The 22,784-nt window shown below is 68.4% G+C and carries 22 protein-coding genes and 2 tRNA genes; 4 read left to right on the top strand and 20 right to left on the bottom strand.

The window, feature by feature from the left end; translation table 11 throughout:
- Positions 1-23 precede the first annotated feature (23 nt).
- Both AC25YV_RS07675 and AC25YV_RS07680 read left to right on the top strand, forming a co-directional pair.
- A complete protein-coding gene (locus tag AC25YV_RS07675; RefSeq protein ID WP_488123240.1) occupies positions 24-743 on the top strand; it encodes an SOS response-associated peptidase in 720 nt (239 codons plus the stop codon).
- Positions 744-766: 23 nt separating this feature from the next.
- Positions 767-1,642 (top strand): 3-methyladenine DNA glycosylase, encoded by an 876-nt coding sequence (locus tag AC25YV_RS07680; RefSeq protein WP_488123241.1) that lies wholly within the window; start codon positions 767-769, stop codon positions 1,640-1,642.
- Here AC25YV_RS07680 and AC25YV_RS07685 read toward each other — a convergent pair whose 3' ends face one another.
- From AC25YV_RS07685 to AC25YV_RS07745, 13 genes are all read right to left on the bottom strand, one after another.
- A complete protein-coding gene (locus AC25YV_RS07685) occupies positions 1,643-2,836 on the bottom strand; it encodes a glycoside hydrolase family 3 N-terminal domain-containing protein (protein ID WP_488123242.1) in 1,194 nt (397 codons plus the stop codon).
- A 121-nt stretch (positions 2,837-2,957) separates the two neighbouring features.
- Positions 2,958-5,282: a Xaa-Pro dipeptidyl-peptidase gene (locus AC25YV_RS07690; protein ID WP_488123243.1), complete on the bottom strand. Its 2,325-nt coding sequence runs from the start codon at positions 5,280-5,282 to the stop codon at positions 2,958-2,960.
- A 39-nt stretch (positions 5,283-5,321) separates the two neighbouring features.
- The gene (locus AC25YV_RS07695) at positions 5,322-6,446 is read right to left on the bottom strand and encodes a COG1470 family protein (protein WP_488123244.1); all 1,125 of its coding nucleotides are present in this window, start codon (positions 6,444-6,446) and stop codon (positions 5,322-5,324) included.
- Between the two features lie 152 nt (positions 6,447-6,598).
- A complete protein-coding gene (locus AC25YV_RS07700; RefSeq protein WP_488123245.1) occupies positions 6,599-7,816 on the bottom strand; it encodes a PucR family transcriptional regulator in 1,218 nt (405 codons plus the stop codon).
- Between the two features lie 104 nt (positions 7,817-7,920).
- Complete coding sequence (locus AC25YV_RS07705) at positions 7,921-8,763, bottom strand: universal stress protein (protein WP_488123246.1); 843 nt, start codon at positions 8,761-8,763, stop codon at positions 7,921-7,923.
- 108 nt (positions 8,764-8,871) lie between these two features.
- Positions 8,872-10,440, bottom strand: a complete 1,569-nt coding sequence (locus AC25YV_RS07710; RefSeq protein WP_488123247.1) for an alpha/beta hydrolase — start codon at positions 10,438-10,440, stop codon at positions 8,872-8,874.
- 368 nt (positions 10,441-10,808) lie between these two features.
- A complete protein-coding gene (locus AC25YV_RS07715; RefSeq protein WP_488123248.1) occupies positions 10,809-11,597 on the bottom strand; it encodes an alpha/beta fold hydrolase in 789 nt (262 codons plus the stop codon).
- A 140-nt stretch (positions 11,598-11,737) separates the two neighbouring features.
- A tRNA-Ala gene (locus AC25YV_RS07720) sits at positions 11,738-11,813 on the bottom strand.
- A gap of 112 nt (positions 11,814-11,925) precedes the next feature.
- Positions 11,926-12,222, bottom strand: coding sequence for a hypothetical protein (locus AC25YV_RS07725; protein ID WP_488123249.1), 297 nt, complete (start codon positions 12,220-12,222; stop codon positions 11,926-11,928).
- A gap of 24 nt (positions 12,223-12,246) precedes the next feature.
- Complete coding sequence (locus tag AC25YV_RS07730; RefSeq protein WP_488123250.1) at positions 12,247-12,843, bottom strand: prolyl hydroxylase family protein; 597 nt, start codon at positions 12,841-12,843, stop codon at positions 12,247-12,249.
- Positions 12,840-13,724 carry a GlcNAc-transferase family protein gene (locus AC25YV_RS07735; RefSeq protein ID WP_488123251.1) on the bottom strand — a complete coding sequence of 295 codons (885 nt, stop codon included), beginning with the start codon at positions 13,722-13,724 and terminating at the stop codon, positions 12,840-12,842. The genes AC25YV_RS07730 and AC25YV_RS07735 overlap by 4 nt, the downstream gene beginning before the upstream one ends.
- Complete coding sequence (locus AC25YV_RS07740; RefSeq protein ID WP_488123252.1) at positions 13,721-14,176, bottom strand: HEAT repeat domain-containing protein; 456 nt, start codon at positions 14,174-14,176, stop codon at positions 13,721-13,723. Before AC25YV_RS07740 ends, AC25YV_RS07735 begins: the two co-directional genes overlap by 4 nt.
- 8 nt (positions 14,177-14,184) lie before the next feature.
- Entirely contained in the window at positions 14,185-15,927 is a 1,743-nt protein-coding gene (locus tag AC25YV_RS07745; protein WP_488123253.1) for an FG-GAP repeat domain-containing protein, read from the bottom strand.
- A gap of 280 nt (positions 15,928-16,207) precedes the next feature.
- Here AC25YV_RS07745 and AC25YV_RS07750 point away from each other — a divergent pair, with 280 nt between their 5' ends.
- Positions 16,208-17,689: an MFS transporter gene (locus tag AC25YV_RS07750; RefSeq protein WP_488123436.1), complete on the top strand. Its 1,482-nt coding sequence runs from the start codon at positions 16,208-16,210 to the stop codon at positions 17,687-17,689.
- A gap of 108 nt (positions 17,690-17,797) precedes the next feature.
- Positions 17,798-18,322 (top strand): hypothetical protein, encoded by a 525-nt coding sequence (locus AC25YV_RS07755; protein WP_488123254.1) that lies wholly within the window; start codon positions 17,798-17,800, stop codon positions 18,320-18,322.
- A gap of 98 nt (positions 18,323-18,420) precedes the next feature.
- On the opposite strand, the gene AC25YV_RS07760 is transcribed toward AC25YV_RS07755, so the two are convergent.
- From AC25YV_RS07760 to AC25YV_RS07790, 7 genes are all read right to left on the bottom strand, one after another.
- On the bottom strand, positions 18,421-18,762 hold the full coding sequence (locus AC25YV_RS07760; protein ID WP_488123255.1) for a hypothetical protein: 342 nt from the start codon (positions 18,760-18,762) through the stop codon (positions 18,421-18,423).
- Between the two features lie 134 nt (positions 18,763-18,896).
- A tRNA-Ala gene (locus AC25YV_RS07765) sits at positions 18,897-18,969 on the bottom strand.
- A gap of 69 nt (positions 18,970-19,038) precedes the next feature.
- Positions 19,039-19,416, bottom strand: coding sequence for a ribosome silencing factor (gene rsfS / locus AC25YV_RS07770; RefSeq protein WP_488123256.1), 378 nt, complete (start codon positions 19,414-19,416; stop codon positions 19,039-19,041).
- Entirely contained in the window at positions 19,416-20,627 is a 1,212-nt protein-coding gene (locus AC25YV_RS07775) for a hypothetical protein (RefSeq protein WP_488123257.1), read from the bottom strand. Before AC25YV_RS07775 ends, rsfS begins: the two co-directional genes overlap by 1 nt.
- A complete protein-coding gene (gene nadD / locus AC25YV_RS07780) occupies positions 20,624-21,220 on the bottom strand; it encodes a nicotinate-nucleotide adenylyltransferase (RefSeq protein ID WP_488123258.1) in 597 nt (198 codons plus the stop codon). Before nadD ends, AC25YV_RS07775 begins: the two co-directional genes overlap by 4 nt.
- 12 nt (positions 21,221-21,232) lie before the next feature.
- Complete coding sequence (locus AC25YV_RS07785; RefSeq protein WP_488123259.1) at positions 21,233-21,460, bottom strand: hypothetical protein; 228 nt, start codon at positions 21,458-21,460, stop codon at positions 21,233-21,235.
- 60 nt (positions 21,461-21,520) lie between these two features.
- Complete coding sequence (locus AC25YV_RS07790) at positions 21,521-22,780, bottom strand: glutamate-5-semialdehyde dehydrogenase (RefSeq protein WP_488123260.1); 1,260 nt, start codon at positions 22,778-22,780, stop codon at positions 21,521-21,523.
- Positions 22,781-22,784: the final 4 nt, after the last annotated feature.

Below are 22,784 nucleotides of genomic sequence, written 5' to 3' on the forward strand. Positions count from 1 at the left end.
GGTCCCCGACGTAGGCTGACGCCATGTGCGGACGCTTCGTCGTGGCAAATGTCAGCTCGGAACTCGTGGGTGTCCTGCGCGTCGACGTCGAGAGCGACGACCTGCCGCCCCCGTCGTACAACATCGCGCCGACGAGCGCGGTCGGAATCGTGCTCGACTCGACCAAGACCGAGCCGCCGACGCGCCGGCTCGAACCAGCTCGCTGGGGCCTCGTGCCGGGCTGGGCGAAAGATCCCAAGATCGGCGCGCGCGCCTTCAACGCCCGCGCCGAAGAGCTCGAAGACAAGCCCATGTTCCGCACGGCCCTGCAGCGCCGACGGGCCGTCGTGCCGGCATCCGGCTATTTCGAGTGGAAGACCGCCGACGGCGCGAAGATCCCGCATTACATCCACCCGGCAGACGGTTCCCCGCTTTTCTTCGCGGGCCTTTACGAGTGGTGGAAAGACCCGGCGAAGGCGGATGACGACCCGAGCCGGTGGCTGTTGAGCTTCACGATCCTGACGCGGGACTCGATCGGACGGCTGGGGTCGATCCATGACCGCATGCCGCTGTTCGTCGACGCCGATCACGCCGACGCGTGGCTCGACACCGACACCGACAACGTGCGCGATGTGCTCGACGCCGCGATCGATGCCGCACCGGCCGTCGCCGAGACGCTCGACGACTACGTCGTCTCCGCCGCCGTCGGCAACGTCCGCAACGACTCCCCCGCTCTCATCGAGCCCGTCGAGGGGTCTTCCTGAGGCGCGGCGCCTATCCTCGAACGGTGTCCACCCTCGCCGCATCCCGCACCGTCCTCGACGTCGACGCGTGGCGTGGCGCCCAGGCGCGGCATGAAGAGCGCGCCGACGCACTGACTTCCGCCCACCGGCAGCGCGCGCGTCGCGGTGAGCGGCACCCGGTCGAGGACTTCCTCTTCACGTACTACTCGTACAAGCCGGCGGTGCTGCGTCGGTGGCACCCGGGAGCGGGTGTCGAACTGGCTGATGCCGCGGCTGAGCCGCGCGCGACGTGGCGCTGGTACGCGGTTGGCGCCGCCCCGGGGTCGGTGACGGTCGATACGGCCGCGTTCCGCGCCGACAGGGGGTCGCTCGTCGCCGGCATCGTCGCGATCCTCGGCGCGACCGCGGCTCGGCCGGCGGGCTTCGGCTGCTTCGGTCTGCACGAGTGGGCGATGGTCTACCGCCAGGGCGAGCACCGCCACCCCGAACCCCTGCGACTCGGACAGGCCGAGACCGACGCCGTCGTCGAGGCGCACGAGCTGCGCTGCACGCACGCCGATGCGTTCCGCTTCTTTACTCCCGCAGCCGTGCCGCGCAACCGGGAGCAGCCCACGCGCGCGACGCAGGCAGCCCTCGAACAGCCCGGATGCCTGCACGCCGGCATGGACCTCTACAAGTGGTCCCAGAAGCTGGGGCCGCTCGTGCCCGGTGACCTGCTGCTCGACGCGTTCGAGCTCGCTCGCGACATCCGCGCCCTCGACATGCGGGCCTCACCGTACGACCTCTCGGCGTGGGGGTATGCGCCGGTCCCCATCGAAACGCCCGAGGGCAAGGCGACGTACGTGCGCGCGCAGCGTGTCTTCGCCGAGCGCGGGCAGGCACTGCGTACTCGCCTCCTCGAGGCCGTCGAGCAGGGCTGATCACTCCGCCGGCGCGCACTCCGCGCACGGCAGCAGGCCGCGCCCGTCTGCCGCCAGCGTCAATCGCAGCTCGAGCACGCGGGCTGCGGCATCGTCCAACCGTGTCGCGGGCAGCGACCCCGACTCCACGGCCGTCACGATGCCGTCGATGATGAGTGCCGCCGAATCCGCCGTCGAGAACATGACGGCGAGCACCATGTCGTTTCCCGCGGCGAGAGCCGTCACGGCATTCGCGACCGGGTCGGCGTACGCGGGGTCTCCCGAAGCCTGCAGCATGCCGAGGTCGTCGGTGATGATGACACCATCGAAGCCGAGGTCCTCGCGCGCGATGCGGTGCCACTCGGCCGACAGCGTCGCCGGTGCGGCGTCGACGGCCGTGTAGGCGAGGTGGCCGAACATGAGCAGTTCGGCGCCCGCGTCGATCCCCGCGGCGAACGGCTCCCCTGCCGTGGCACGCCACTGCGTCGCCGACAAGCCCGTCGACGGGATGCCCGCGTGGGAGTCTCCGGGCGCAGCGCCGTGTCCGGGAAAGTGCTTGAGTGTCGACAGTGCGGCACCGCTCTCGCCGTCGACGGCTGCCTCGACCCGCTCGGCGCCCGCGGCAGGCGTCGTGCCGAGGGCGCGCCGGTGGATGAACATCCCCGGGTCGCTCGTGACATCGGCGACGATCCCGAAGTTGACGCCGATGCCGGCCCGCTGCACGAGTGCTGCGCGGCCCGCGAAGGCGTCACGCGTCTCGTCGGCCGGCCGGTCCTTGAGCGCAGCGGCCGAGGCGAAGTCGTCCCACGGCAGACGGCTGACATCGCCGCCCTCCTGATCGATGGCCAGCAGGGGCGGCAGCGAAGGGTCGATGGTCATCGCAGCCGTGAGCGTCTGCAGCTCGGCCTCGGTCGCGGGGATGTTCGATCCCATCAGGATGAAACCGCCGACGCCGGTGGATGCGAGGTAGGCACTCACCGCCGTGGCATCCGTCGTCGGGATATGCCCCATGACGACCGTCGCGGCACGCTCGCGCAGTGACATCGCGTCGCGCACGGCGGCTGCCTGGGTCGCGGTGTCGTCGGGCGTCGCGGCGAGGACGACGACGCGTGACGCCGTGACCGCTTCGTCGTCGGCGGATGCTGCGGGGGCGGATGACATCGCGAGCACCCCCGCGCACAGGAGCGCGAGGGTGAGGGCGCGCTGACGGGTCATCCGGCCAGCATAGACGCGCGGGTGCTCTCGCCCGTCGCGTCGGGGGTGGGGTGGGGCTTCGGCACAAATGCGAACGGGTGGTGCGGGCGGACGAGCCGCCGCGCACCACCCGTTCGGATGCTCAGATGAGCGTCAGCGTCAGAACACCCGAGTACGTGCCGACCCGGGTCGAGCCCGGCACGCCGAGCACGAGGTCAGCACCACACGTGAACGAACCCGCGCTGTGACCGGCGGCGGCGGCGCAGAGCGTCGCCGAGTCGCCGATACCGGTGCCCGGCGCAGCCGGTGCACCCGGCGTGACGACCGAGTTCTGCGAACCGTCGGTGGGCAGGTCGCTCACCGCGGCGCGTGCGTTGGGCGTCCATCCGAGGTTTTCACCCAGGATGCTGCCGGTTCCGCTCGTGAAGTCGGACATCTGTGCCGTCAGGTCCCAGCCGGCCGCGGTGCCGCGTCCGTCGAGAACGTCAACGGGGTGCAGCGCACCGGTCGTGGTCTGGTCGACACCCGTGAGGGCGACCGACTCGAGAACGACGGGCTCGTCGCTCGTGACGGTGAGCGAGAGCGTGCCCTGCTCGACCTCGGTCGTGATGACCTGGTGGTCGGTGCCGGGTCCGCTGGCGCCGAGGCGGGCGATGAGCTCCTGCGCGCCACCGACGACCGGCAGCGTGAGCGACGAACCCGAGGGGTCGACGGTCAGCTTGGTGCCGGGAGCCGGGCGAACGGTGAACTCGTTGTCCGACGACGTCACGACGACGCCGATCTTCGATCCGGCCGGGAACACGTAGTCGTGCGGCTCGAACGCGAAGGTGAACTGGTTGAACTCACCGGGGACGATCGCGTCGGTGCGTGCAGCCGACTCGCGGTTCTGCACGTCCATCCAGCCGCGCGTGATGATCTTCGGTGCGGCACCGTTCGCCGGGTACTCGACGAGAGCAGCGGACAGGTTCGCCTTCTCGCGGTCGACCGCCATGTCGAGCGACACGCGGGGGGTGCCCGAGAAGCGCACGCCAGCCGTCAGCTCACGCGTCTGGTAGACGAGACGGTTCGGCGACTCAGCAGCCGCAGCCAGCGCCTGCGTGCGCAGCGTGGCGTCGTCAACGAGGGTCTCGGTGACAGCGTCGCGCTCCGTGCCGAAGTCCAGCGTTCCGACGCCGTTGGCGGTGTCGGCCGCGTGGAAGTTCAGCGTCACGTCGGCGGCAGCCACGTCAGGCCAGTTCGAGTAAGGCGTGTTGACGCGGTCTTCGCGCTGCACGGTCGCCTTCGGCATGTTCTCGACGCCGTTCTCGTGCTTGAACAGGTAGCGGGTGAACCAGCGGTTCACGATGTCCGCGGGCAGGGTGCTGGAGTGGCCGCCCTGGTGCAGGTAGATCTGGTGCGGCGTGCCGGTCTTCTTGAGCGCCGTGTACAGGTCGGAAGCGTTCGTCATCATGACGTTGCGGTCGTTCAGACCGTGGGTCACGAGCGTCGCCGCCTTGATCTTGTCGACGTCGTTCAGGTAGTTCCGCTCGTCCCAGAACTCGTTGTAGTCACCGGTGACGCGGTCCTGCTCGGCGCGGATCTGGTCGATGACGGGCTGGCACGTGGCCTGGTCAGGACGCGTGTGGACGTAGTCGGCGAGCACGTCGGCGTCTTCACCCTGGTATCCGCCGGGAGCGCGCACGGCGCCGTCCGAACGGTAGTACTCGTACCAGTTCGAGATCGCGGCGATCGGGACGATCGCGTCGAGGCCCTCGACACCGGTCGTGGCGACGGCGGTCGGGAGCGTGCCGTTGTACGACGTGCCCATCATGCCGACGGAACCGGTGGTCCAGTCAGCGGTGACCTGCTGCGAGCGGTCCATGCTCGTGTAGCCCTTCGCCCGGCCGTTCAGCCAGTCGATGACGGCCTTGCCGGCGAGCGTCTCGTTGACACCGCCCGTCGTGGGGCAGCCTTCGGAGAAGCCCGAGCCCATGCCCTCGGCGTGCACGACGGCGAAGCCGCGCGGAACCCAGGTCGACTCGTGGCTCGTGGAGATCTTGGGGCTGGTGCGGGGCGCCCGCGGTGCGGGGAAGCCGGGCTTCGATGTCGGCGGCTGGCCGATCTCGTGGTCGACTGACCAGTTCTCGACAGCGCCGCCACCGGCGTAGTACGGGCTGATCTCGAAGACGACGGGAACCTTGAGGCCGTTGGCCGTCTCGGGCACGCGCGTCACGTCGATGTGGATGAGGTCGAGCTTGCCGTCTCCGTCGGAGTCGATCTCGCTCTCGACCCACGCTTCTTCGCGGATCCAGGCGTTGCGGTCGGTCGTGAAGACCGCCTGCGACAGCCCGTCGACGAACGTCGGCGTCGTCGCCGTGTCGGCGTTCGCGGGCACGGCCGCGAACAGCAGGCTGCAGGCGACCGCGGGAACCGCGATCCCTGCGGCCACGACGCGGCGTCGCGTCGTGGATTTGGTGGAATGTGGCATGTTACTGCTTCTCCTTTTGTTCGGGTTTGAGGGAAGGGCTCAGTTTCCGCGCGGTGATTCTGCCGCGTCGGAAGCTTCGAGGTCGCTCGGGGGCGCGGCATCCGTTGTGCTGGTATCCGGCACTGTAGCGGGTTCGCGCGCCGCCGTCGCCTCGGCCGCAGCTGCCTCGGCCGCCGCGAGACGCTGGCGCAGACGTCGTCCGCGCAGCCAGACGAGCACGAAGATCGCGATGACGATGATGAGCGCGACGATCAGCAGCCACGGCACGGCCCAGGCGATCCCTGTGGCTGAGTGCTCGCCGTCGACGTCGGCGGCAGCGCCGGCCATCGTGGGCTCGAGTGTCACGGTGGCGAAGAGCAGCAGCGCGGGCGGTACGTTGTCGAGCTCTGCGCTGAGGGTGACGGTCGCTCCCGGCAGCACGTCGGGCACCTCGATCTCGTGCACCGCGTCGAGTGAGAGTCCGAAGGGCCCCGTGATCTGGATCGTCGCGGTGCCGCCGACGCGCATGTTTCCGGTGTTCGTGACGTCGAACGAGATCGTCGCCGGGCTCGACGCGAAGATGGGCGACGCCGAATACGCGACCGAGACATCGGAGACATCGACGGCGGGAAGCTGATCGCCCGGAACGTTGACGTACACCCGCGCACCGACGCGGCGGTCGACGGCGACCTGCTGCTCGCCGTCACCGCTTCCGGCGAGTTCGACGACGGATGCGACGATGCCACCGGCGTGATCACCCGGCGAGGCCGTCGGAGACACGGTCAGACGGAAGGGCACATCGATGCGCGTGCCCGGCTCGACGGTGAAGACGCCGTCGCCGTTGAAGCCGACCCAGGTGCCGACATCCGTCGAGGCCGTGTCAGCGGGCGGCAGCGTGAAGGCGCCGTCCGCCGTCATGGCGGCGTCCTGTGCGTACACGCGAAGGGAGAGCGGGGCGGTGCCGAGGTTCGAGACGCCGATGTAGTCGGTCACCGTCTCGCCCGGCGCCAGGGTGTACGTGAAGGCGTCGCGGCCGTCGGGCCCATCCACAGAGGAGGGCTGGACGGCCCAGGTCGTGACCTCGTCGGCCTCACTCGCTGCGGCCGGCGCGGCCAGCGCGGCGAGCCCCAAACCGAGTGCGAGCGTGCTGACGATCGCCCCGAACCGGGCGGCGATGCTTCTCACGTGGGTACTCCTGGATCCGCTGGCACGCGACACGGGCGCCCAGTCTCGGGTAATGATAGGTCGTGCGGCCCTCGACCTCATCAAGCGACCGTTCGAAGTTGACACTATCCCGTGCGACAGATGTCGCCCGAGGAGACGAGGCCGGCGACGGGTCACAATGTGAAGGACTCCAGACGCAGCAGCAGAAGCGACGCGTGCAGGTTGAGCCGCTGCGCGCCGTCCTGAAGATCGGTGCCGAGCATCTTCTCGACGCGGGCGAGCCGGTGATACAGCGAACTGCGATGCAGATTGAGCCGCGCGGCCGCCTCCTGGACCTGGCCTCCCGTCGTGAGGTAGCAGTCGAGGGTCTCCAGCAGCACGGCGCCGTCGCGCTGCGTGCGCAGCTCATCGAGCCGGGGCTGCAGCCCCTCGGCGCGCAGGCCGTTCTGCGCGGCCGTGTGCAGCACGCGGTAGATCCCGAGCTTCGACCACGCGAGCACGCGCTCCTGCAGCCCGAAGGCCGCGCCGAGTTCGATCGCGTGCCGCGCTTCACGGTAGCTCGTGCGTGCACGGATGAGCGTGTCGACGGGGCTCCCCGTGCCGACGACGATCGGCCCGGCGCCGGGCACCTCGGGCAGGCGCGACTCGGCGATCGAGAGGAATCGTTCGGCCGTTTCGGCGACGGCGTCATCGTCTCCCCCGGCCGCACCGGTCAGGATCACGACGCCCTGCTGGCCGATCGTTCCGTGCAGACCCGCGCCGCCGACCCCGCGCAACGCGCCGAGCGCGGACGCACGCAGCTCTCGGCGCAGCGCTTCAGACGGCTCGGCTTTGCGCTCGGTGCCCTGCAACGACAGCACGAGCACCCGGACAGTGCCCTGATTCCACGTGTGACCGCGTCCGACCAGTTCGCGCGCTGTGCGCGTGCGCATCTTGGTCGAGCCGGTGAGCAGACGCATCGATCGGTCTGCCCGCTCGGCCGAGCCGTCTTGCACCGTCGCCTCGGCCTGTCGCCATGCGCGACCGATGCGGGTGGCGAATTCGGACGCCACCGAAACCTGGTCGGCCGTCAGCTGGTCGGGAGCCTCGATGAACCACAGGTGACCGAGCCGTTCGCCGTCGGCGCGCACGGGCACGAGAAGCCTCGGCAGCATCCCGAGGTCGCCGTTACCAGGCACGTGCACCGCGAGATCAGTCGTGAAGGCGCCCATGCGGCGCAGCCATTCGCTGACGTCGGATCCCGCCTGCTGGCGCAGAATCGTCGCCTCGCGCACCGAGTCGATCCGGTCATCCTGCGGACTGAAGGCCACCATGCGCTGGCGCGTGTCTTCGAGGACCGCCGGACGCTTGAGCACATGGGCGACTTGATTGACGAGGTCGGGAACGATCATCGTGGACTCCGCTCGGGTCGGGCAGGGAGTGCCGTTACTGTGCAGCCGCTTCGACGTGACTACATGAGCAGATTCTCATGATCGACACAGGATGTGCAACTACGTCAGCGGGCGACCACCGTCACCGTCGCCAGACGCTGCAGGACTTCGTGGCTGATCGACCCCAGCAGGAAACGGCGCACGGGCCCGCGCCCGCGAGACCCGACGACGGCCATCTGCGCATCGGCGGCCGCATCGTTGATCACGTCAGACGGGAAGCCCTCGACGATGCGCTCGTCGATCACCAGGCCGGGATACTGTGCCAGCAGGCCCGCCAGAGCGAGGGCGAGCCGCTCGCGCGCGAGCAGCTCCATGCCCGCGCGGTACTCGTCGGGCAGCACCATGAGGGCGTTCCGCGGTGACGCGAGCGGCGTCCACGCGCAAACGGCGATGAGAGGCTGGCCCAGCCGGTCGGCTTCCGCGGCGGCGAAGGCGACGGCGGCTTCGGACACGGGCGATCCGTCGATGCCGACGACGACACCGCGTCGCTGTCCGAGCTCGAGGTCGGGCACGACGGCGACGGGGCATGACGCGTCGGCGACGACGCGGATGCCGTGCACGCCGCGGTTGGGTCCGTCTCCGGGACCGCGGTAGTCGCTGCCGATCACGAGCAGGTCGGCGGATTTGGTCGCCTCGACGAGGGTCGAGACCGGGTCACCGACCGCGACGCGGATAGAGACGTCGACACCGGATGGCGCCACGCGATCGCGTTCCTCTTCGAGCATCTCGCGGGTGTCGGCCTCGGCCGCCTGGAGCACGCTGCCTTCGCCCACGGCCCCGATGGCGCCGCCGACGACGCCGAGGAGCTCAACGCGCTGCCGGCGCGCTGCCGCGCGTGCGATGGCCCAGTCAACGGCCCGTCGGGTTACTGGAGCCCCCGTAACACCCACAACAATCGTGCCGGTCATGTCTTTCTCCTTCGCGTGCGCTTCCGTCCTCACTTTAGCGGTGGCCGTCGGCCCGGAATGTGTGGCGGGCCCGCCCATCCGGACGAGCCCACCACCACCATGACTCGGTCAGCCGCAGGAGGTCGCCGCGTACGACGCCGTCACCTCAGTGGAGACCGGTTCACCGTGCACGACCGACGACGCGGCCACCGTCACCGATCCCGCGGGCACGTTCGCCAGGCGCGTCGTGAACGCGTGCGTCGCGCCCTTGCCCGTCGCGATGCCCGCGAAGGATTTCGTCCCATACGTGCTCGTGACCCCGAGATCGACGGTGGCGTTGACATCGGCGTTCGCCACCTTGACCGTCACCAGGCCCTTGCCTGCAACGCACCGCACCGAAGCCGTCGCCGACACCTTCAGGTCCCACGCATCCGGCTGCCACAGGTAGTCCCGCGCGAACGTCGTGAACAGCTGGTTCCACGTGTTGAAGTCGTGAGCCCCGGACACGACGACGTTCTCGACGTGTGCGTCGGTCAGCGCCGCCACTCGCGTCGGGTTCGGCAGACCGAAGTCCCATGCCCCTCCGCCCAAGAGGATGTATGGCGCCCCGAGGTTCGGCGTGGCGTTGTCGAATCCCACGTCACGGCTCCAAGGGCCGAAGTATCCGAACAGCGTGGGGTCGTAGCTGATGAGGGCGTTCGTGACCCCGGCGCCCTGCGATAGACCGGCGAACGCCCGGTCCTTGACCTCCGTCGAGACGTTGTAGGTCGTCTCGACGAAGGGGATGACGACATCCCGCAGCACCGGGTGCCCCTGGTTCGCGGCGCCGAGGTAGGTCGTGTTGGTCGTGATCATGACGGCGGGCTCGGTGAGCCCGTCCTGCAGGAGGTTGTCCATGATGACCGGTGCGCTGCCGATGTTCATCCAGTCCGATTGGTCCTGACCGCTGCCGTGCTGCAGGTAGATCGTCTTGTACGGCTCGGCGCGGTTCGCGTCGTAGCCGGGGGGAAGGTAGACCCCCATGGTGCGTGTCGTGTCGTTCACCTGGAACGGTACGTAGCTCCATGTGCCCTTGGGCGAGTCGGGCCGCGGGTTCTCGATCTCGCGCGCCGCCAGCGGAGCGAAGTTCTGCTTCTCCGGGTCGTAGGGCACGTTCACCTTGTTGAAGGCGCGCCTGGCGGTGCCGGTCAGCCCGTCGGGCGCGTAGATCGGCGGGTTCGCCGGGTCTGCCACCCAGAGGTTGGTGTTGTTGTCGACGTAGAACCAGTACTGGTTGGCGCCGGCTGCGAGCGGGACGTCGGTGACCCAGTAGCCGTCGCCGGCGTTCGTCATCTGCACGTCGTAACCGCCGCCCCCGCGCATCAGACCGGGGCGGTACTGGAACGGCGAATAGACCGTCGTGTCGGCGGGGTTCGCCCAGTTGCGAAGCATGATGTCGGCGACGAACCGCACGCTGGTGGCGGTCGGGTTGTAGTAGACGAAGTGCCCCGTGTAACCGGTGGGCGAGGTGGGATCGGCGACGACCGTCGGCCCCGGAGTCAGATCGACGTCGTCGGCTTGCGCTGCCACGCTCGACGTGCCCAGCACCATCGCCACGGCGATCCCGAAGACCGCAACCGGCCTCAGGTACCGGCGGCGGGCCACCCGGCTCGAGCCGAGATCTCCTTCGGACTCCCTACTCCATCGGAATACCTTCATAGCCGTTCCTCCTTGAATGGCGGCTTCACGCCGGTCTGGGGTGAAGCGTCGCCAGGCTATCGACGGTTTACGACGTTGTAAATAGATCCGCGGCGACACACGTGTCCCTCGGCCCAGCCGCACGCGTCGTTACGGTGGACGGGGCCCGCGCGTCTCTCGCGCTTTGGCGAGCCCTCAGCTGCGCCCGGGCGCGGGACGCAGGGGGTGTGCGACCGTGCTCCGCGGGTCATCGATCGCCCGGACTGCGCGGAGGCGTCACTCTGGGGACGGCGGGTCTCGTGTCCGCCCTGTCGTTCCCGTCGGCCGCCGCGATCCTCGATCGCGTGCTCCCGGTGCCCAGGACGGATGACAGCCGGGACCCGCCGTCCTCAGCCCACGAAATCGGCGATCGCGCGCGTGAGCGTCGCATCGTCGACGCCGTGCCACTCGCCGGGTAGTACCACGAACCTCGCGTTGGGCATCGCGGCTTCGAGCGCCCGCCCCCACGTGTACATCTCGGGGGCCGTGGAGTCCGACGCGATCACGAGCGTCGGCTGCCTCACCTCCGCGAACCGGCGTGCGGGCGTGGCCGGCAGGAAGGCCAGCTCGTGCAGGAGGGACGGCGCATCGCGCAATACGGCCTCCGAGGGTGGCCCGAGTTCGGCGAGCACTTCATCCGGGACACCGACGATCTCGGTATAGAACCACCTGTGCAGCACGTCCGGTCCCTGCTGCAACTGTCGCTCCCCTTCCGCCTGCAAGGCACCGTCGGAATCCGACTCGTCCGACAGCGGCGGCTCGAGCAGCGCGAGGCACTCGACCGGAGCACCGGCCGCGGCCGCGAGCAACGCGAGCGTGGCGCCGGAGGAGAAGCCGTAGACCGTGACCGGCCCGGACGCGAGCCCGATGATCGCGGTCAGATCCTCGACTTCGCGCTGGACGTCGTACGGCTCGGTGTCACCGCTGTCGCCCGTTCCCCGGCGGTCGTACGACCACACCGTGAAGGCGTCCGCGAGCGCCTCCGCGAGGGTCGGCTGTGGCGTCGTGGCGCGAGAGACGCCCACGGAATGCACCATCACGAGGTCGGGGCCCGAACCCATGCGGCTCCAGGCGATCCGCGTCCCGTCCTCCGACGCGACGACTCCGTCCGTGCGAGCCGACGGTTCCGCGCTGGTCATGAGCCACTCCCCTGTCCACGCCGTGCGGCCCACGCGGCCGCGCGTAATGCCACGTGTACCAGAGTGAAGGGGAGCACCGCCAGAGGGACAGGATGCCCCCGCGACGGAGGAAACAGGAACCCCCGCCGAAGCGGGAGTTCTGGTGGACCTGAGGGGACTCGAACCCCTGACCACCGGCATGCCATGCAGGTGCGCGACCAGCTGCGCCACAGGCCCGGATGATGTTGCATCGACCGGGTGAAACCTGGTCGATCTCGGCCTGATCCCGTTGATCCCCGCACGCAAGTCGCGAGCGGAACACCTCATCGATTGACGGGCTCGGCGCCGCCTAACCCAACTGCTTCCTGATCGCCTTGAGCTGCTTCGTGTTCTGGTCGACCGCCTTCGATAAGGCGAAGACCTGCTTCATGACGTCCACCAGCTGGGTCTCGTCGAACTGCAGGCTCGTGGGGCCGGGCGGCGGTGCCGGCGGAGTGCCCGCGCAGGGGTTCAGTCCCGCGTCCTGATCGTCGAATCTCGTGTTGCGAAGGATCTCGATGAACTCCTGCGGCCGGTTGACGAGGTCGAGCGTCGGACCGAACTTCGCGATGACCTGCTTGACGAGGGCGTGGTCCTTATCGGACATCGTGCCTTCCTTTCTCTTCTGGCCTCAGCGCACGGGTCGCTCGCGCGACCAGGTCGTGAGGATGGTCTTGCGCCCCTCGCGCACGGGCGTGGCAGCGTGGAGGAGGCGCCGGTCGAGCCCCCCGTCGGGGAGAAGGTTGTTCCAGGCCACGAGCTTCCCCGCCGTCGGCTCGACAAGCAGATCGAGCTCGGGAAAATAGGTCTCGCCGCCGGAGTCCGGCTGCTCGAGGAAGAGCAAGAGGGTGAGCACGCGCTCTCCCCCGAGCTCGTCGCGGAACGAGCCCCCGTCGAGGTGCGTCTCGAACTTGCCGCCTGGGTCGTACTGCACCGCCTGCCAGGTCTCGAGATGATCGGGCTCTACGGCGAAGTCGGCGCACACCCGCGCCGCGATCTGCGCGACGCGGTGGGACAGAGCCTCGTTGAACCACATCTGTCCCGCCGAGCGGCTCACGCGCATTGGGTCGTCCGCGATCATCCGCCCAGCCTCGCCCTGCGTGATGACGCGGCTTGACTGCCACCGCACGTAGCGGAGGTCTGAGACCATCGCAGCCGCGCGCTTGCGCGTGATGAACGACGCGTCCCATCCGATCCCGCGGGTCGCGATGTCCGCGACGATGCTCATGCCGGTACCACGAGTCGGTGCAGCGCCCACTCCTCGAACTGGGCGACACTGCGTTCGTCGCCGCGCAGTGACGCCGTGTCGGCACCCCCGGTGTAGAGAGAACGCTGTCGCGCGAGCGAGGCGCGGTGGGCGACGTGCCAGTCGGGATGCCGACCCCAGTGCGGCTCGCGGGTCGACCGGCTGTACGCGTGCCAGCCGAGCACGTGGTGAGGGTGGAAGACGTCCCACCCGTGGGTGAAGGCGCGGACGCTCAGCGTCACCTCGTCGCCGAAGAAGTAGATCTCGGGATCGATCCCGACCTCCTCGGTGAACGCGCGGGGCGCCAGCAGGAAGTGCAGCGATACGTACGACCCACGCACGGGCCCGGCAAGATCGCTCCAACGGTGGATGGGGTAGCTCGTGAGCCGTGTCAGGACGCCCCCCTCGCGCTCCATCGGCGAGACGGCGAACGGGTCGGTCTGGCGCAGCGTCTTGCTGCGGCCCGGGACGTATCTGGGGAGATATGAGCTCAGGACGGGCTTGCGGATGCCGGCGCCCTCGAGCCCGTGCAGCATCCCGATCGCCTGTTCGTCCCACCCACGGACGAAGCGATGGTGCGAGTCGAGCAGGAGCGTGTACGGTTCGTCGCCGAGTTCCCGCTGCAGAAGATTCCGGGCCCAGTTGGGCCCCCGGCTGTCCGCGGCATCCGTTTCGATGATCGTGAGACCGGGCAGCGCGCGGACATCGTCGGGCAGCACGTCGCTGTCGTCCTTCTGCCACAGCACGACGGTGCGCAGGGTCGAAGGATGCCGGGCTTTGGCATAGATGTCGCGCAGCGTCGCGGCAAGCTCGGAGTCGCGATAGGCGGGGATCTGCACGAAGATACGGGGCGGCATGCTCATGGCGCTTGACGCACCCGCTCGGCGAGGTTGCGCAGGGCCTTTTCGTCGTCGCCGATCGCGATCTTCTCGAGGCGCACGCTGACCTCATCGTGGTCGCGGAACCGCGCGGCGGAGTCGACTGCCTGCTTGCGTACCCCGACGTCCTCATCCTCGAGGAGTCGCCCCAGCAGTTCGGGTGCGTCGGCGACGCCCACCGCAGGCGCCACCGACGCCGCCGCGAGCCGCACGAGCGGCTCCGTGGCGGTAGCAGCCTCGCGGATGGCATCGGACGTTTCGTCCGACGGGATCCGGGCGACGAGGTAGGTCGCCTTCGGTGCGATCGCGGGGTCGCCCTCCGCGATGAGTTCGCGCAGAACCGGCACCGCGGCGGGTCCGAGATACTCCGCGACGGCGTTGTAGTTGATCTCGTCGGGCGAGAGCGCCCAGAGAACGTCTTCGCGGGTGACAGCCATGACCGCTCCTAGATGTTGTGCGTCAGACGGTTCGCGCGCAGCGCCAGATTCTCCTGCGCGGTGACGTCGGGCGGCGGGTCGGTGATGTTCCATGTGCCGCGGCCCGTCATGAGCCGGTTCAGCAATGGGGCGGGCGCTGCAGGGGCCGGCGGCGGCGGGTCGTCGACGTGGTTGAGCCCCAGCACATGACCGCACTCGTGCCCGAGCGTCCAGGGCGAAGCGGTGCTCGCGACGACAGCCCCCGGCCGCCCCGCCGGGAACGCCGCGCAGCCGTTGTTCGATGGCACCGTCGAGCGCACGAAGTACACCGTGAGGTCACCCGTCGGAACGTTGTTGCGGTTGCCGAAGAGCTGCGTCTGCTCCGCCGTGACTCTTCCCATCGTGCAGCCGCCGATATCGACATCCGTAAGAAGAGGGAGAGTGAGATTCTCCGTGCTGACGCGCTGCACGCGGACGCCGAGCAGCTCGTACACCCGCTGCATCTGACTGAACATCGTGTCGAGAGACACGGAAGTCGGCGCGGTGAGCACCTTCGCGTGGATTCGCAGGAGCTGCATGCCGATCCCGACATGGTTGTCGGCCGTGTTCAGCAGCCAGCCACCGGCGAACCGCGTGCCGTTGGGCGAGAGCATGAGCCCGGTCATCGTCCCGCGGCGGAACCCGAGCACACCGATCCCCCACGGGCTCGTGACGACGATCTCGTCACGGCCGTCGCCGTCGACATCGGCGACCGCGTCGACGTAGTTGTCGGCCGTATTCAGCAGCCAGCCACCGAACCGCGTGCCGTTGGGAGCGAGCCACGGATTGCCGAGCGTCGATCCGGACTTTTCGAGGATCCCCATGCCCCATGGGCTCGTCACGAGGATCTCTGCGCGGCCGTCGCCATCGAGATCGCCGAGCCGCGCGAAGCGGTTGTCGAGGGTATTGAGTCGCCAGTTCCCGTACATCGGGCCGTTGGGTGCCATCACCGACGCCGTCAGCCTCCCGGACGAGTACGACAGGATGCCGAGGCCCCACGGACTCGTCACCAGCAGGTCGCTGCGCCCGTCGCCATCGAAGTCGGCGAAGGCCCAGAAGTGGTTGTCGGCCGTGTTGAGCAGCCACTCGCCCATCCGGGAGCCGTTGCTGACGACGGCCAGCGAGGTGAGCGATGTGCCCGTGAGCTTCAGGATGCCGATCCCGTTCGTGCTCGTCACGAGGATCTCGGCGGATCCGTCCCCGTCGACGTCGCCGACAGGTCCGAATCGGTCGATCGAGGTGTCCAGGCGCCACGAGCCGAGCATCGTGCCGTTGGGCACGAGCATGACGCCGACGAACGCGCCGCCCCTCAGCTCCATGATGCCCATGCCCCACGGGCTGACCATGAGCCACTCGGAGGCGCCATCGCCGTCGAAGTCGCCGGTAGGCCCGATGCGGTTGTCGGCCGTATTGAGCAACCAGCCGCCGATGCGGGTCCCGTTGCCCGCGAGCGCGAGGCCGTTGAAGCCGGACCCTGCCTGCTCGAGTACCCCGATGCCCCACGAGCTTGTGACGAGCAGCTCGGCACGCCCGTCGCCGTCGACGTCAGCGGCGTCGACGAAGACGTTGTCGGCGGTATTGAGAAGCCAGCCGCCGAAGCGCGTGCCGTTGGGTTTGAGCGCGGGACTGCCGAGCGCACCGCCGGTGTACTCCAAGAGCCCGATGCCCCACGGGCTACGAACAGGCACCTCGGCCCGACCGTCGCCGTCGAAGTCGAGGTAAGAACCGACCATGATGCAGCCTCGCTCTCGTAGATCGCTACACTCTCCACACGCGCGCACCCGGTGCACCGCTCCCCCGAGACAGCCCGAACCTACTCCTGGGGGGCACGGGCCACAAGATGCTCACGCGCGAGGGCCAGCTGGATCATGCCCCTCGCGGACAGAACGTCTTACTGCACAAAGAAGGCGACCGAATCCGGCGCCAGCTCCCGCCTCATACTCGCCACTGGCGCAGACCACCTCCTCCTCGGAGTCGATCCGATGCCCTACACCGATATGACCGCGGCTCGATCTGAGCACGACCCAGGTGCAGTGGGTGCAGGAGGTGTACACCCTCGTCTTCGCCGCCCTGCTCATGGTGTGGGGCACGATGAGTGACCGATTGGGTCGTCGGCGGCTGCTCGTGATCGGTCTGGTGATCTTCATCGGCTCCAGCATCCTGTGCGCATTCGCCCTCAGCGGGACCTGGTTGATCGCAGCACGCGCCCTGCAGGGCGTCGGGGGGTCGATGATCCTTCCCACCACTCTGGCGCTGCTTAACGCGACCTTCCGCGGGGCCGAGCGCGGTATCGCGTTCGCGGTGTGGGGCTCCACGATCGGGGCGATGGCCGCCGTCGGCCCGGTCCTCGGCGGCTGGCTCACCACCGCGTTCTCATGGCACTGGGCGTTCTGGATCAACGTCCCGTTCGGCATCCTGGTCATCATTGGCCTGCTGCTCTCCCTGCCCGAGTCGAAGGAGAGCCGGACCGCCCCCTTCACGGACTGGATCGGCGCCCTCACTTCGGTGCTGGGATTCGGGCTGCTCGTCTTCGCCCTGATCGAGGGCCGCTCCTACGGCTGGTGGGACGCGAGGGATTCCGCTCCGATCAGCCTCGGCGGCTTCAGCGTCATCCCAGTCATGTTCGTGCTCGCGATCGCCGTGCTTGGCCTGCTCGTCCTCCGGGAGCGGCGGCGCGCGGCTGCCGGGAGCTCCGTGCTGCTCGATGTCACCCTGTTCCGGTTCAAGACCTTCAGCAACGGCAACGTCACGGCGCTGACCGTCTCGATGGGCGAGTTCGGGCTGATCCTCGCGCTTCCGATCTGGTTCCAGTACGGACTCGGGATGGACCCGCTGCAAGCCGGGCTCGCCTTCCTCCCCCTCGCTGTGGGCTCCTTCCTGGCCACGGGATTCGTCCGCCCGCTGTCGAAGCGGATGAGTGCAGTCCAGCTGGTGCGCACAGGCCTGGTGCTGGAGGTCCTCTCCCTTGCCGCGCTGGCACTGTTGGTCCGGCCCGACTCCTCTCCGTGGGTCACCACTGCACCCCTGTTCTTCTACGGCATGGGCGTCGGGCTGGCCACCGCGCAGTTGACGCAGCTGATCCTCGTGGACATCCCGGTGGACAAGTCCGGACAGGCGTCCTCCACGCAGTCCACGGCCCGCCAGGTGGGGTCGGCGCTGGGCATCGCGATCCTCGGGACCGCGCTGTTCACCACGCTGCGGGTCGGCACCGAGGCGCGCCTGAGCGAGCAGATCGCGGCCGATCCGCGGTTGGGTGAACTCGTGGACGCCGTTTCCGACTCGGCCGGGGCCATCATCGCCAAGCTGGCGTCCGACCCGTCGACGGCAGCGATCGCGGATGCCGCGCGCGAAGCACTCACGCAGGGAGTGTCGGTGGCTGCCTGGGTCGGCGTCGCCGCGCTCATGATCGGACTCCTCACCACGATCCCGCTGGGGCGCCGGTCGGCAAAGGAGTCCGCGTCGGACCCCGTCCCCGCTGCCGACTCGGAAAGCTGACCTGTACAGGCGCGCGCCTGCATCCGGAGGGGTATCAGCACCCTCCCCCGCTGCTCTTCCCTTCGGAATAGCCGACCGCAATGCCGGCTCAAGGGATGGGAGATTGACATGTCGGCGATCACAGGGATCCTCGTGCAGATCATCACGGGGGATGTCGAGAACGCGGGTACCGACGGCAGGGTCTATCTGGGCTTGGGTGGGAGGGAGTTCCGCCTCGACAGCGAAGCCGACGACTACGCGCGCGGCTCGTGGCGCGAGTATGTGCTCGGGCGCGGTCCGAAGGAGCTCGATCTGCCGAGTCCGCAGGTGCGCGTCGAATGGCCGGAGTTCAACGACCCCCGGGTGGGGTTCGCGATCGACACGGGGAACATCATGAAGAGCCCCGTCTATCTCCGGTTCGAACCCGAGGGCGACAGTCCGAACTGGAACCTGAAGTCGGTGTTCGCGCTCGTCTACATCGGCGAGAGCACCTTCTACATGTACTTCACCACGCCGCCAGGTTTCGACAACCTCTGGATGGGCGACCCGATGGGAAAGATCGTCTACCTGACCGAGTTCTGGCGCCCGGAGCGCGTGCGGGAGCTACCAGAGAGCATCGGCGCGCACATCCCGAGACTCCATTCCACGAGTTGATAGCAACCGAAGCTGTCGAAACCGCAACAGGCACGCCTCTCTAGACTCGAGCACGTGACCACCGGCGCAACCCGATCGAGACGACCCGACTTCGCCGATCATCGTGCCCGCGACATGTCGTTGTGCTGATGGACGACATCCCGCTTCTGCTTCAGCGTCCACTTCAGCCCGAGCTTCCTGCGAGAGAGCTTCAGCCCCGTGACCACGTCATCGGTGACCTTCCATGTGATGAACGTGAGCCGGAAGTGGCCGGCGAGTGTGCCCAACGGACCCTCCTCGAAGGACAGAAGATCAAGCTCGAAGCCGAACAGGTCAAGCTCCGCCAAGCCCACTACGCCGACGCGATCCCCATCGACCTGCTCAAAACCGAACAGGACCGCATCCGCGCGAGCCGCCACGCCATCACCGGCAGGCTCGACACTGTTCGACCGAATCACCATCGACGACGAAGACCAAGCTGCCCTCGAACCAGCCCACACGATCGCGACGATCCTTGACGCCATCCCCAGGCCACACGACGAAAGAACCTTGCCCCGCGATCAAGCGGGGCAAGGTTCGAACGTTCAACTTTACGTGGACCTGAGGGGACTCGAACCCCTGACCCCCTGCATGCCATGCAGGTGCGCTACCAGCTGCGCCACAGGCCCAGACGCTGTCTCGATCGCTCGAGGCAACTCGATAATGCTACTACACAGCAGAGGGCATCTTTGACCGCGTCACTCGCTCGCAGCGGGGCGGGGCAGCTCGATCGGAACGACCGGGCAGTCCTTCCACAAGCGCTCGAGACCATAGAACACGCGCTCCTGCTCGTGGAAGACGTGCACCACGAGGTCGCCGAAATCGAGCAGAATCCAGCGTGACTCCTGGCGGCCCTCGCGGCGCAGCCGCTTGTGCCCCGCTTCGAGCAGCTTCTCCTCGATCTCATCGGCGATCGCGGCGACATTGCGCTCGCTGCGTCCGGTCGCGAGCAGGAAGATGTCAACGAGCGGAAGCGGCTGCGATACGTCGATCGCGACGAGGTCTTCGCCGCCCTTCGCATCGGCTGCGGCCGCGGCGATCGCGACCATCTCGTGGGCCTGCGGACCGGCGGCCATCAGAAGAGCCCCGTCACGACGGCGACGATGAGAAGAACAGCGAGAGCTGCGAAGAGTGCACCGGCCGTGATCGCCAGCCAGAGCATGAGTCGATTGCCCTTTTCAGGAGCAGGCGGCCGGATCACTTCGCCCGCGGGCTTGATGGTGCTGACCGCGGAACTTGCCGCGATCGGCGTCGGCGAGGAGTGTGCCGGCAGTTCGCCGTCGAGAAGCACGGAGTCGAGCTCTTTTCCGTCGGTCGTGCCGTGTGCGTGTCCCCGCGAGCCGAGGCCCTCGGGCAGGGCGAAGGTTCCGGTGACGAGCACGTCGCCGGTGGCCGTGACGGGCGCGACCATGGGCAGCTCCCCCGTCGACTGCGACAGGATCAGCGCGTTGGGTGCGCCGATCGAACCGGTCGCTCCGCGCGACAGAAGCTGGTCGAACGACGGCGGCAGGTCGAGCTGCACGGGCTCCCCCGCGATCACGCCCGCGCCGAGCGACGGATTGACGATGCGCTCGGGCGTTTCGTCGACCTGCGAGCCGTCTCCGGCTTCGCCGTCTGCGTCTTCCTCGACGTCGGAGGCGGCCTCCATGGCTGCATCCTCAGCCGGCTCCGGCTCGTCGTCGTACTCGGCGGTGTCGCCCGCCTGGTCATTGACGATGTCGGATGCGATGAGGTCCACGTCGTCGTCTTCGTAGTCGACGACGACGACGGACTCGGGTGCTTCAGCCTCGACGATCTCGGCCTCGACGATCTGGTCCTCGTCCTCGACGTCCTCGTCCGCGACGACCTCAGGCTCGACGTCCTCGTCCTCGTCCTCGTCCGCGGGCGCGAACAGGCTGCGAAGCGCCTCGACGTCGTCGTCGGAGCGCTCGTCATCCTGCGGCAGCGACGAGATCGGTGGAACGGCAGCGATGGCTGCTGCGTGTGCGGCGGCCTGCTCGGGCGTGATGACCGGCACCGACGCGGTGCGGATCCGCTCCTGCTGACGGGCCTGGCGCCGGGTCAGCGGTGCGGCGCTGAGGTCGACCTCGGAATCGTCCACGGGTGCGTCGGGTACGACGGCGGGTTCTGCGGGCCGCGGAAGCGGTACGGAGACGTCCGGAACCGTTTCGGCGGACTCTTCGGACGGGTCCTCATCCATCGTCACGATGGGCGTCACCCCTGTGCGCATCTCGCGCAGCTGTTTGCGCGTCAGTGGAGGGGTGTTCGGCTGCTCGGGTGTGCTCATGCCTCGCTCCGGTAAAGGTGGTGCTTCGCAATGTATTGGACGACCCCGTCAGGAACGAGGTACCACACGGGGTGCCCGGTCTGCACGCGTTCCCGGCAGTCCGTCGACGAGATCGACAGGGCCGGTATCTCGAGCTGACTGACGTCCTCGGTCGGAAGCCCGTCCGTGTTCAGGACATGGCCGGGCCGGGAGACAGCGACGAAGTGGGCGAGATCCCAAAGTTCATCATGGTCCCTCCAACTGAGAATCTGCGCTATGGCGTCGGCACCGGTGATGAAGAAGAGCTCGGCGTCGGGACGCTCGGCCTGCAGTTCACGCAGTGTGTCGATCGTGTAGGTCGGACCGTCGCGGTCGATGTCGACGCGGCTCACGTTGAAGCGCGGATTCGATGCGGTGGCGATGACGGTCATGAGGTACCGGTCTTCGCCCGGGCTCACGTCTTCTTTCTGCCACGGCTGACCCGTGGGCACGAAGATGACCTCGTCGAGGTCGAACGACTGCGCAACCTCGCTCGCGGCGACGAGGTGTCCGTGATGAATGGGATCGAACGTCCCACCCATGACCCCGATCCGCGGGGGACGCGCAACCGTCATGCGGTTTCGGCCTCAGTGGCCGTGACCGTGCCCTGCGTGCTGGACGTCGTTGGCGTGCGCCTTCGCGTAGGCGTCGGCCTTGGCGGCGTGGCGGTTGGCGACGTTGCGGTACGACAGCGTCACCAGGCCCAGGGATGCGAACGCGATGATCGCGACGATGCCGTACCCGACGGTCTCGAGGGCCACGTTCCCGTGGTCCGCCTCTTCGGCGGCGAAGGCGAGTAGCGTGGCGATGGTCATTCCGGCTCCATTCGAGGGTCTTTCCGCGCTTGTGGCACAGCGCGCCTCCAGTTTAGGTGGTCAGGCGCGTACTTGTCCTGAGCCGCGCGCGAGCCACTTCGAGCTCGTGAGTTCTGCGAGTCCCATGGGGCCCCGCGCGTGCAGCTTCTGGGTTGAGATGCCGACTTCGGCGCCGAAGCCGAACTCGCCGCCGTCGGTGAACCGCGTCGAGGCGTTCGCCATGACAACGGCGGAGTCCACTTCGGCGAGGAAGCGCTCTGCGTTGGCCTCATCGGTCGTGATGATCGACTCGGTGTGGTGCGTCGAGTACTGCCGGATGTGCGCGAGTGCCGCGTCGAGGTCGTCGACGATCCGCATCGAGACATCGAGGCTCAGGTATTCGGTCGACCAGTCGTCTTCGGATGCCGGCACGACGTCGGCTGCCAGAGCCGCGACCTCGTCGTCGCCGTGCACGACGACGCCCTGTTCGCGCAGCGCCGTGACGACGGGCTCGACGAGGCGTTCCGCGGCTGCGCGGTGGACGAGCACCGTCTCGACGGCGTTGCACACGCTCGGTCGCTGAGCCTTGGCGTTGACGACGATGTCACGAGCCCATTCCAGGGGCGCTGACGCATCGAGGACGATGTGCACGACACCGGCGCCGGTCTCGATGACAGGCACCGTCGATTCGGTCACGACCGTCTCGATGAGCTCTGCGCTCCCGCGGGGCACGAGCACGTCGACGATGCCGCGCGCCTGCATGAGGTCGCGCGCGCCGTCACGGCCGAACTCATCGACCGTCTGGATGGCGTCGGGATCGATCCCCTGTGCGTCCAGCGCCGCGCGCATGATGCGGACGAGCACGGCGTTCGTGCGCTCGGCGGCTGTGCCTCCGCGCAACACGACGGCGTTGCCCGAGCGAAGCGCGACCGCGGCGATGTCGACCGTGACGTTGGGTCGCGCCTCGTAGATCGCGCCCACGAGGCCGAACGGCACCGCCACTTTCGTCAGGGCGAGGCCATTGGCAAGCGTCCGCTCGTCGAGCACGCGGCCCACGGGGTCGCGGAGGTCGGCGATGTCGCGCACGGCGTCTGCGAGCGCACTCACGCGCTTTTGATCCAGCGCGAGCCGGTCTTGCAGCGCCGTGGACAGTCCCCCGGCGCGACCGCGTTCGAGGTCTTCGGCGTTGGCGGCGATGACGGCGGATGCGGCCGTGTCGATGCCGTCGGCGATCGCGAGCAGCGCCGCACGCTTGATGTCATCGGACAACAGCGCGATCGAGCGGGAGGCGTCTTTAGCGCGCTGCATCCGCTCACGTGCTGTCACGGCGGTGGTGGTCACGTCC

The organism is Microbacterium sp. Y832, from assembly GCF_057669765.1.

What these genes read in the sequence shown, in the direction of transcription:
- AC25YV_RS07740 (WP_488123252.1), bottom strand. Translation starts at nt 14,176, where the DNA reads ATGGCTGTCACCCGCGAAGACGTTCTCTGGGCGCTCTCGCCCGACGAG.
- AC25YV_RS07705 (WP_488123246.1), bottom strand. Translation starts at nt 8,763, where the DNA reads ATGACCGGCACGATTGTTGTGGGTGTTACGGGGGCTCCAGTAACCCGA.
- AC25YV_RS07735 (WP_488123251.1), bottom strand. Translation starts at nt 13,724, where the DNA reads ATGAGCATGCCGCCCCGTATCTTCGTGCAGATCCCCGCCTATCGCGAC.
- AC25YV_RS07675 (WP_488123240.1), top strand. Translation starts at nt 24, where the DNA reads ATGTGCGGACGCTTCGTCGTGGCAAATGTCAGCTCGGAACTCGTGGGT.
- AC25YV_RS07685 (WP_488123242.1), bottom strand. Translation starts at nt 2,836, where the DNA reads ATGACCCGTCAGCGCGCCCTCACCCTCGCGCTCCTGTGCGCGGGGGTG.
- AC25YV_RS07725 (WP_488123249.1), bottom strand. Translation starts at nt 12,222, where the DNA reads ATGTCCGATAAGGACCACGCCCTCGTCAAGCAGGTCATCGCGAAGTTC.
- AC25YV_RS07730 (WP_488123250.1), bottom strand. Translation starts at nt 12,843, where the DNA reads ATGAGCATCGTCGCGGACATCGCGACCCGCGGGATCGGATGGGACGCG.
- nadD (WP_488123258.1), bottom strand. Translation starts at nt 21,220, where the DNA reads ATGACGGTTGCGCGTCCCCCGCGGATCGGGGTCATGGGTGGGACGTTC.
- AC25YV_RS07690 (WP_488123243.1), bottom strand. Translation starts at nt 5,282, where the DNA reads ATGCCACATTCCACCAAATCCACGACGCGACGCCGCGTCGTGGCCGCA.
- AC25YV_RS07760 (WP_488123255.1), bottom strand. Translation starts at nt 18,762, where the DNA reads ATGGTGATTCGGTCGAACAGTGTCGAGCCTGCCGGTGATGGCGTGGCG.
- AC25YV_RS07715 (WP_488123248.1), bottom strand. Translation starts at nt 11,597, where the DNA reads ATGACCAGCGCGGAACCGTCGGCTCGCACGGACGGAGTCGTCGCGTCG.
- rsfS (WP_488123256.1), bottom strand. Translation starts at nt 19,416, where the DNA reads ATGGCCGCCGGTCCGCAGGCCCACGAGATGGTCGCGATCGCCGCGGCC.
- AC25YV_RS07710 (WP_488123247.1), bottom strand. Translation starts at nt 10,440, where the DNA reads ATGAAGGTATTCCGATGGAGTAGGGAGTCCGAAGGAGATCTCGGCTCG.
- AC25YV_RS07745 (WP_488123253.1), bottom strand. Translation starts at nt 15,927, where the DNA reads ATGGTCGGTTCTTACCTCGACTTCGACGGCGACGGTCGGGCCGAGGTG.
- AC25YV_RS07700 (WP_488123245.1), bottom strand. Translation starts at nt 7,816, where the DNA reads ATGATCGTTCCCGACCTCGTCAATCAAGTCGCCCATGTGCTCAAGCGT.
- AC25YV_RS07775 (WP_488123257.1), bottom strand. Translation starts at nt 20,627, where the DNA reads ATGAGCACACCCGAGCAGCCGAACACCCCTCCACTGACGCGCAAACAG.
- AC25YV_RS07785 (WP_488123259.1), bottom strand. Translation starts at nt 21,460, where the DNA reads ATGACCATCGCCACGCTACTCGCCTTCGCCGCCGAAGAGGCGGACCAC.
- AC25YV_RS07755 (WP_488123254.1), top strand. Translation starts at nt 17,798, where the DNA reads ATGTCGGCGATCACAGGGATCCTCGTGCAGATCATCACGGGGGATGTC.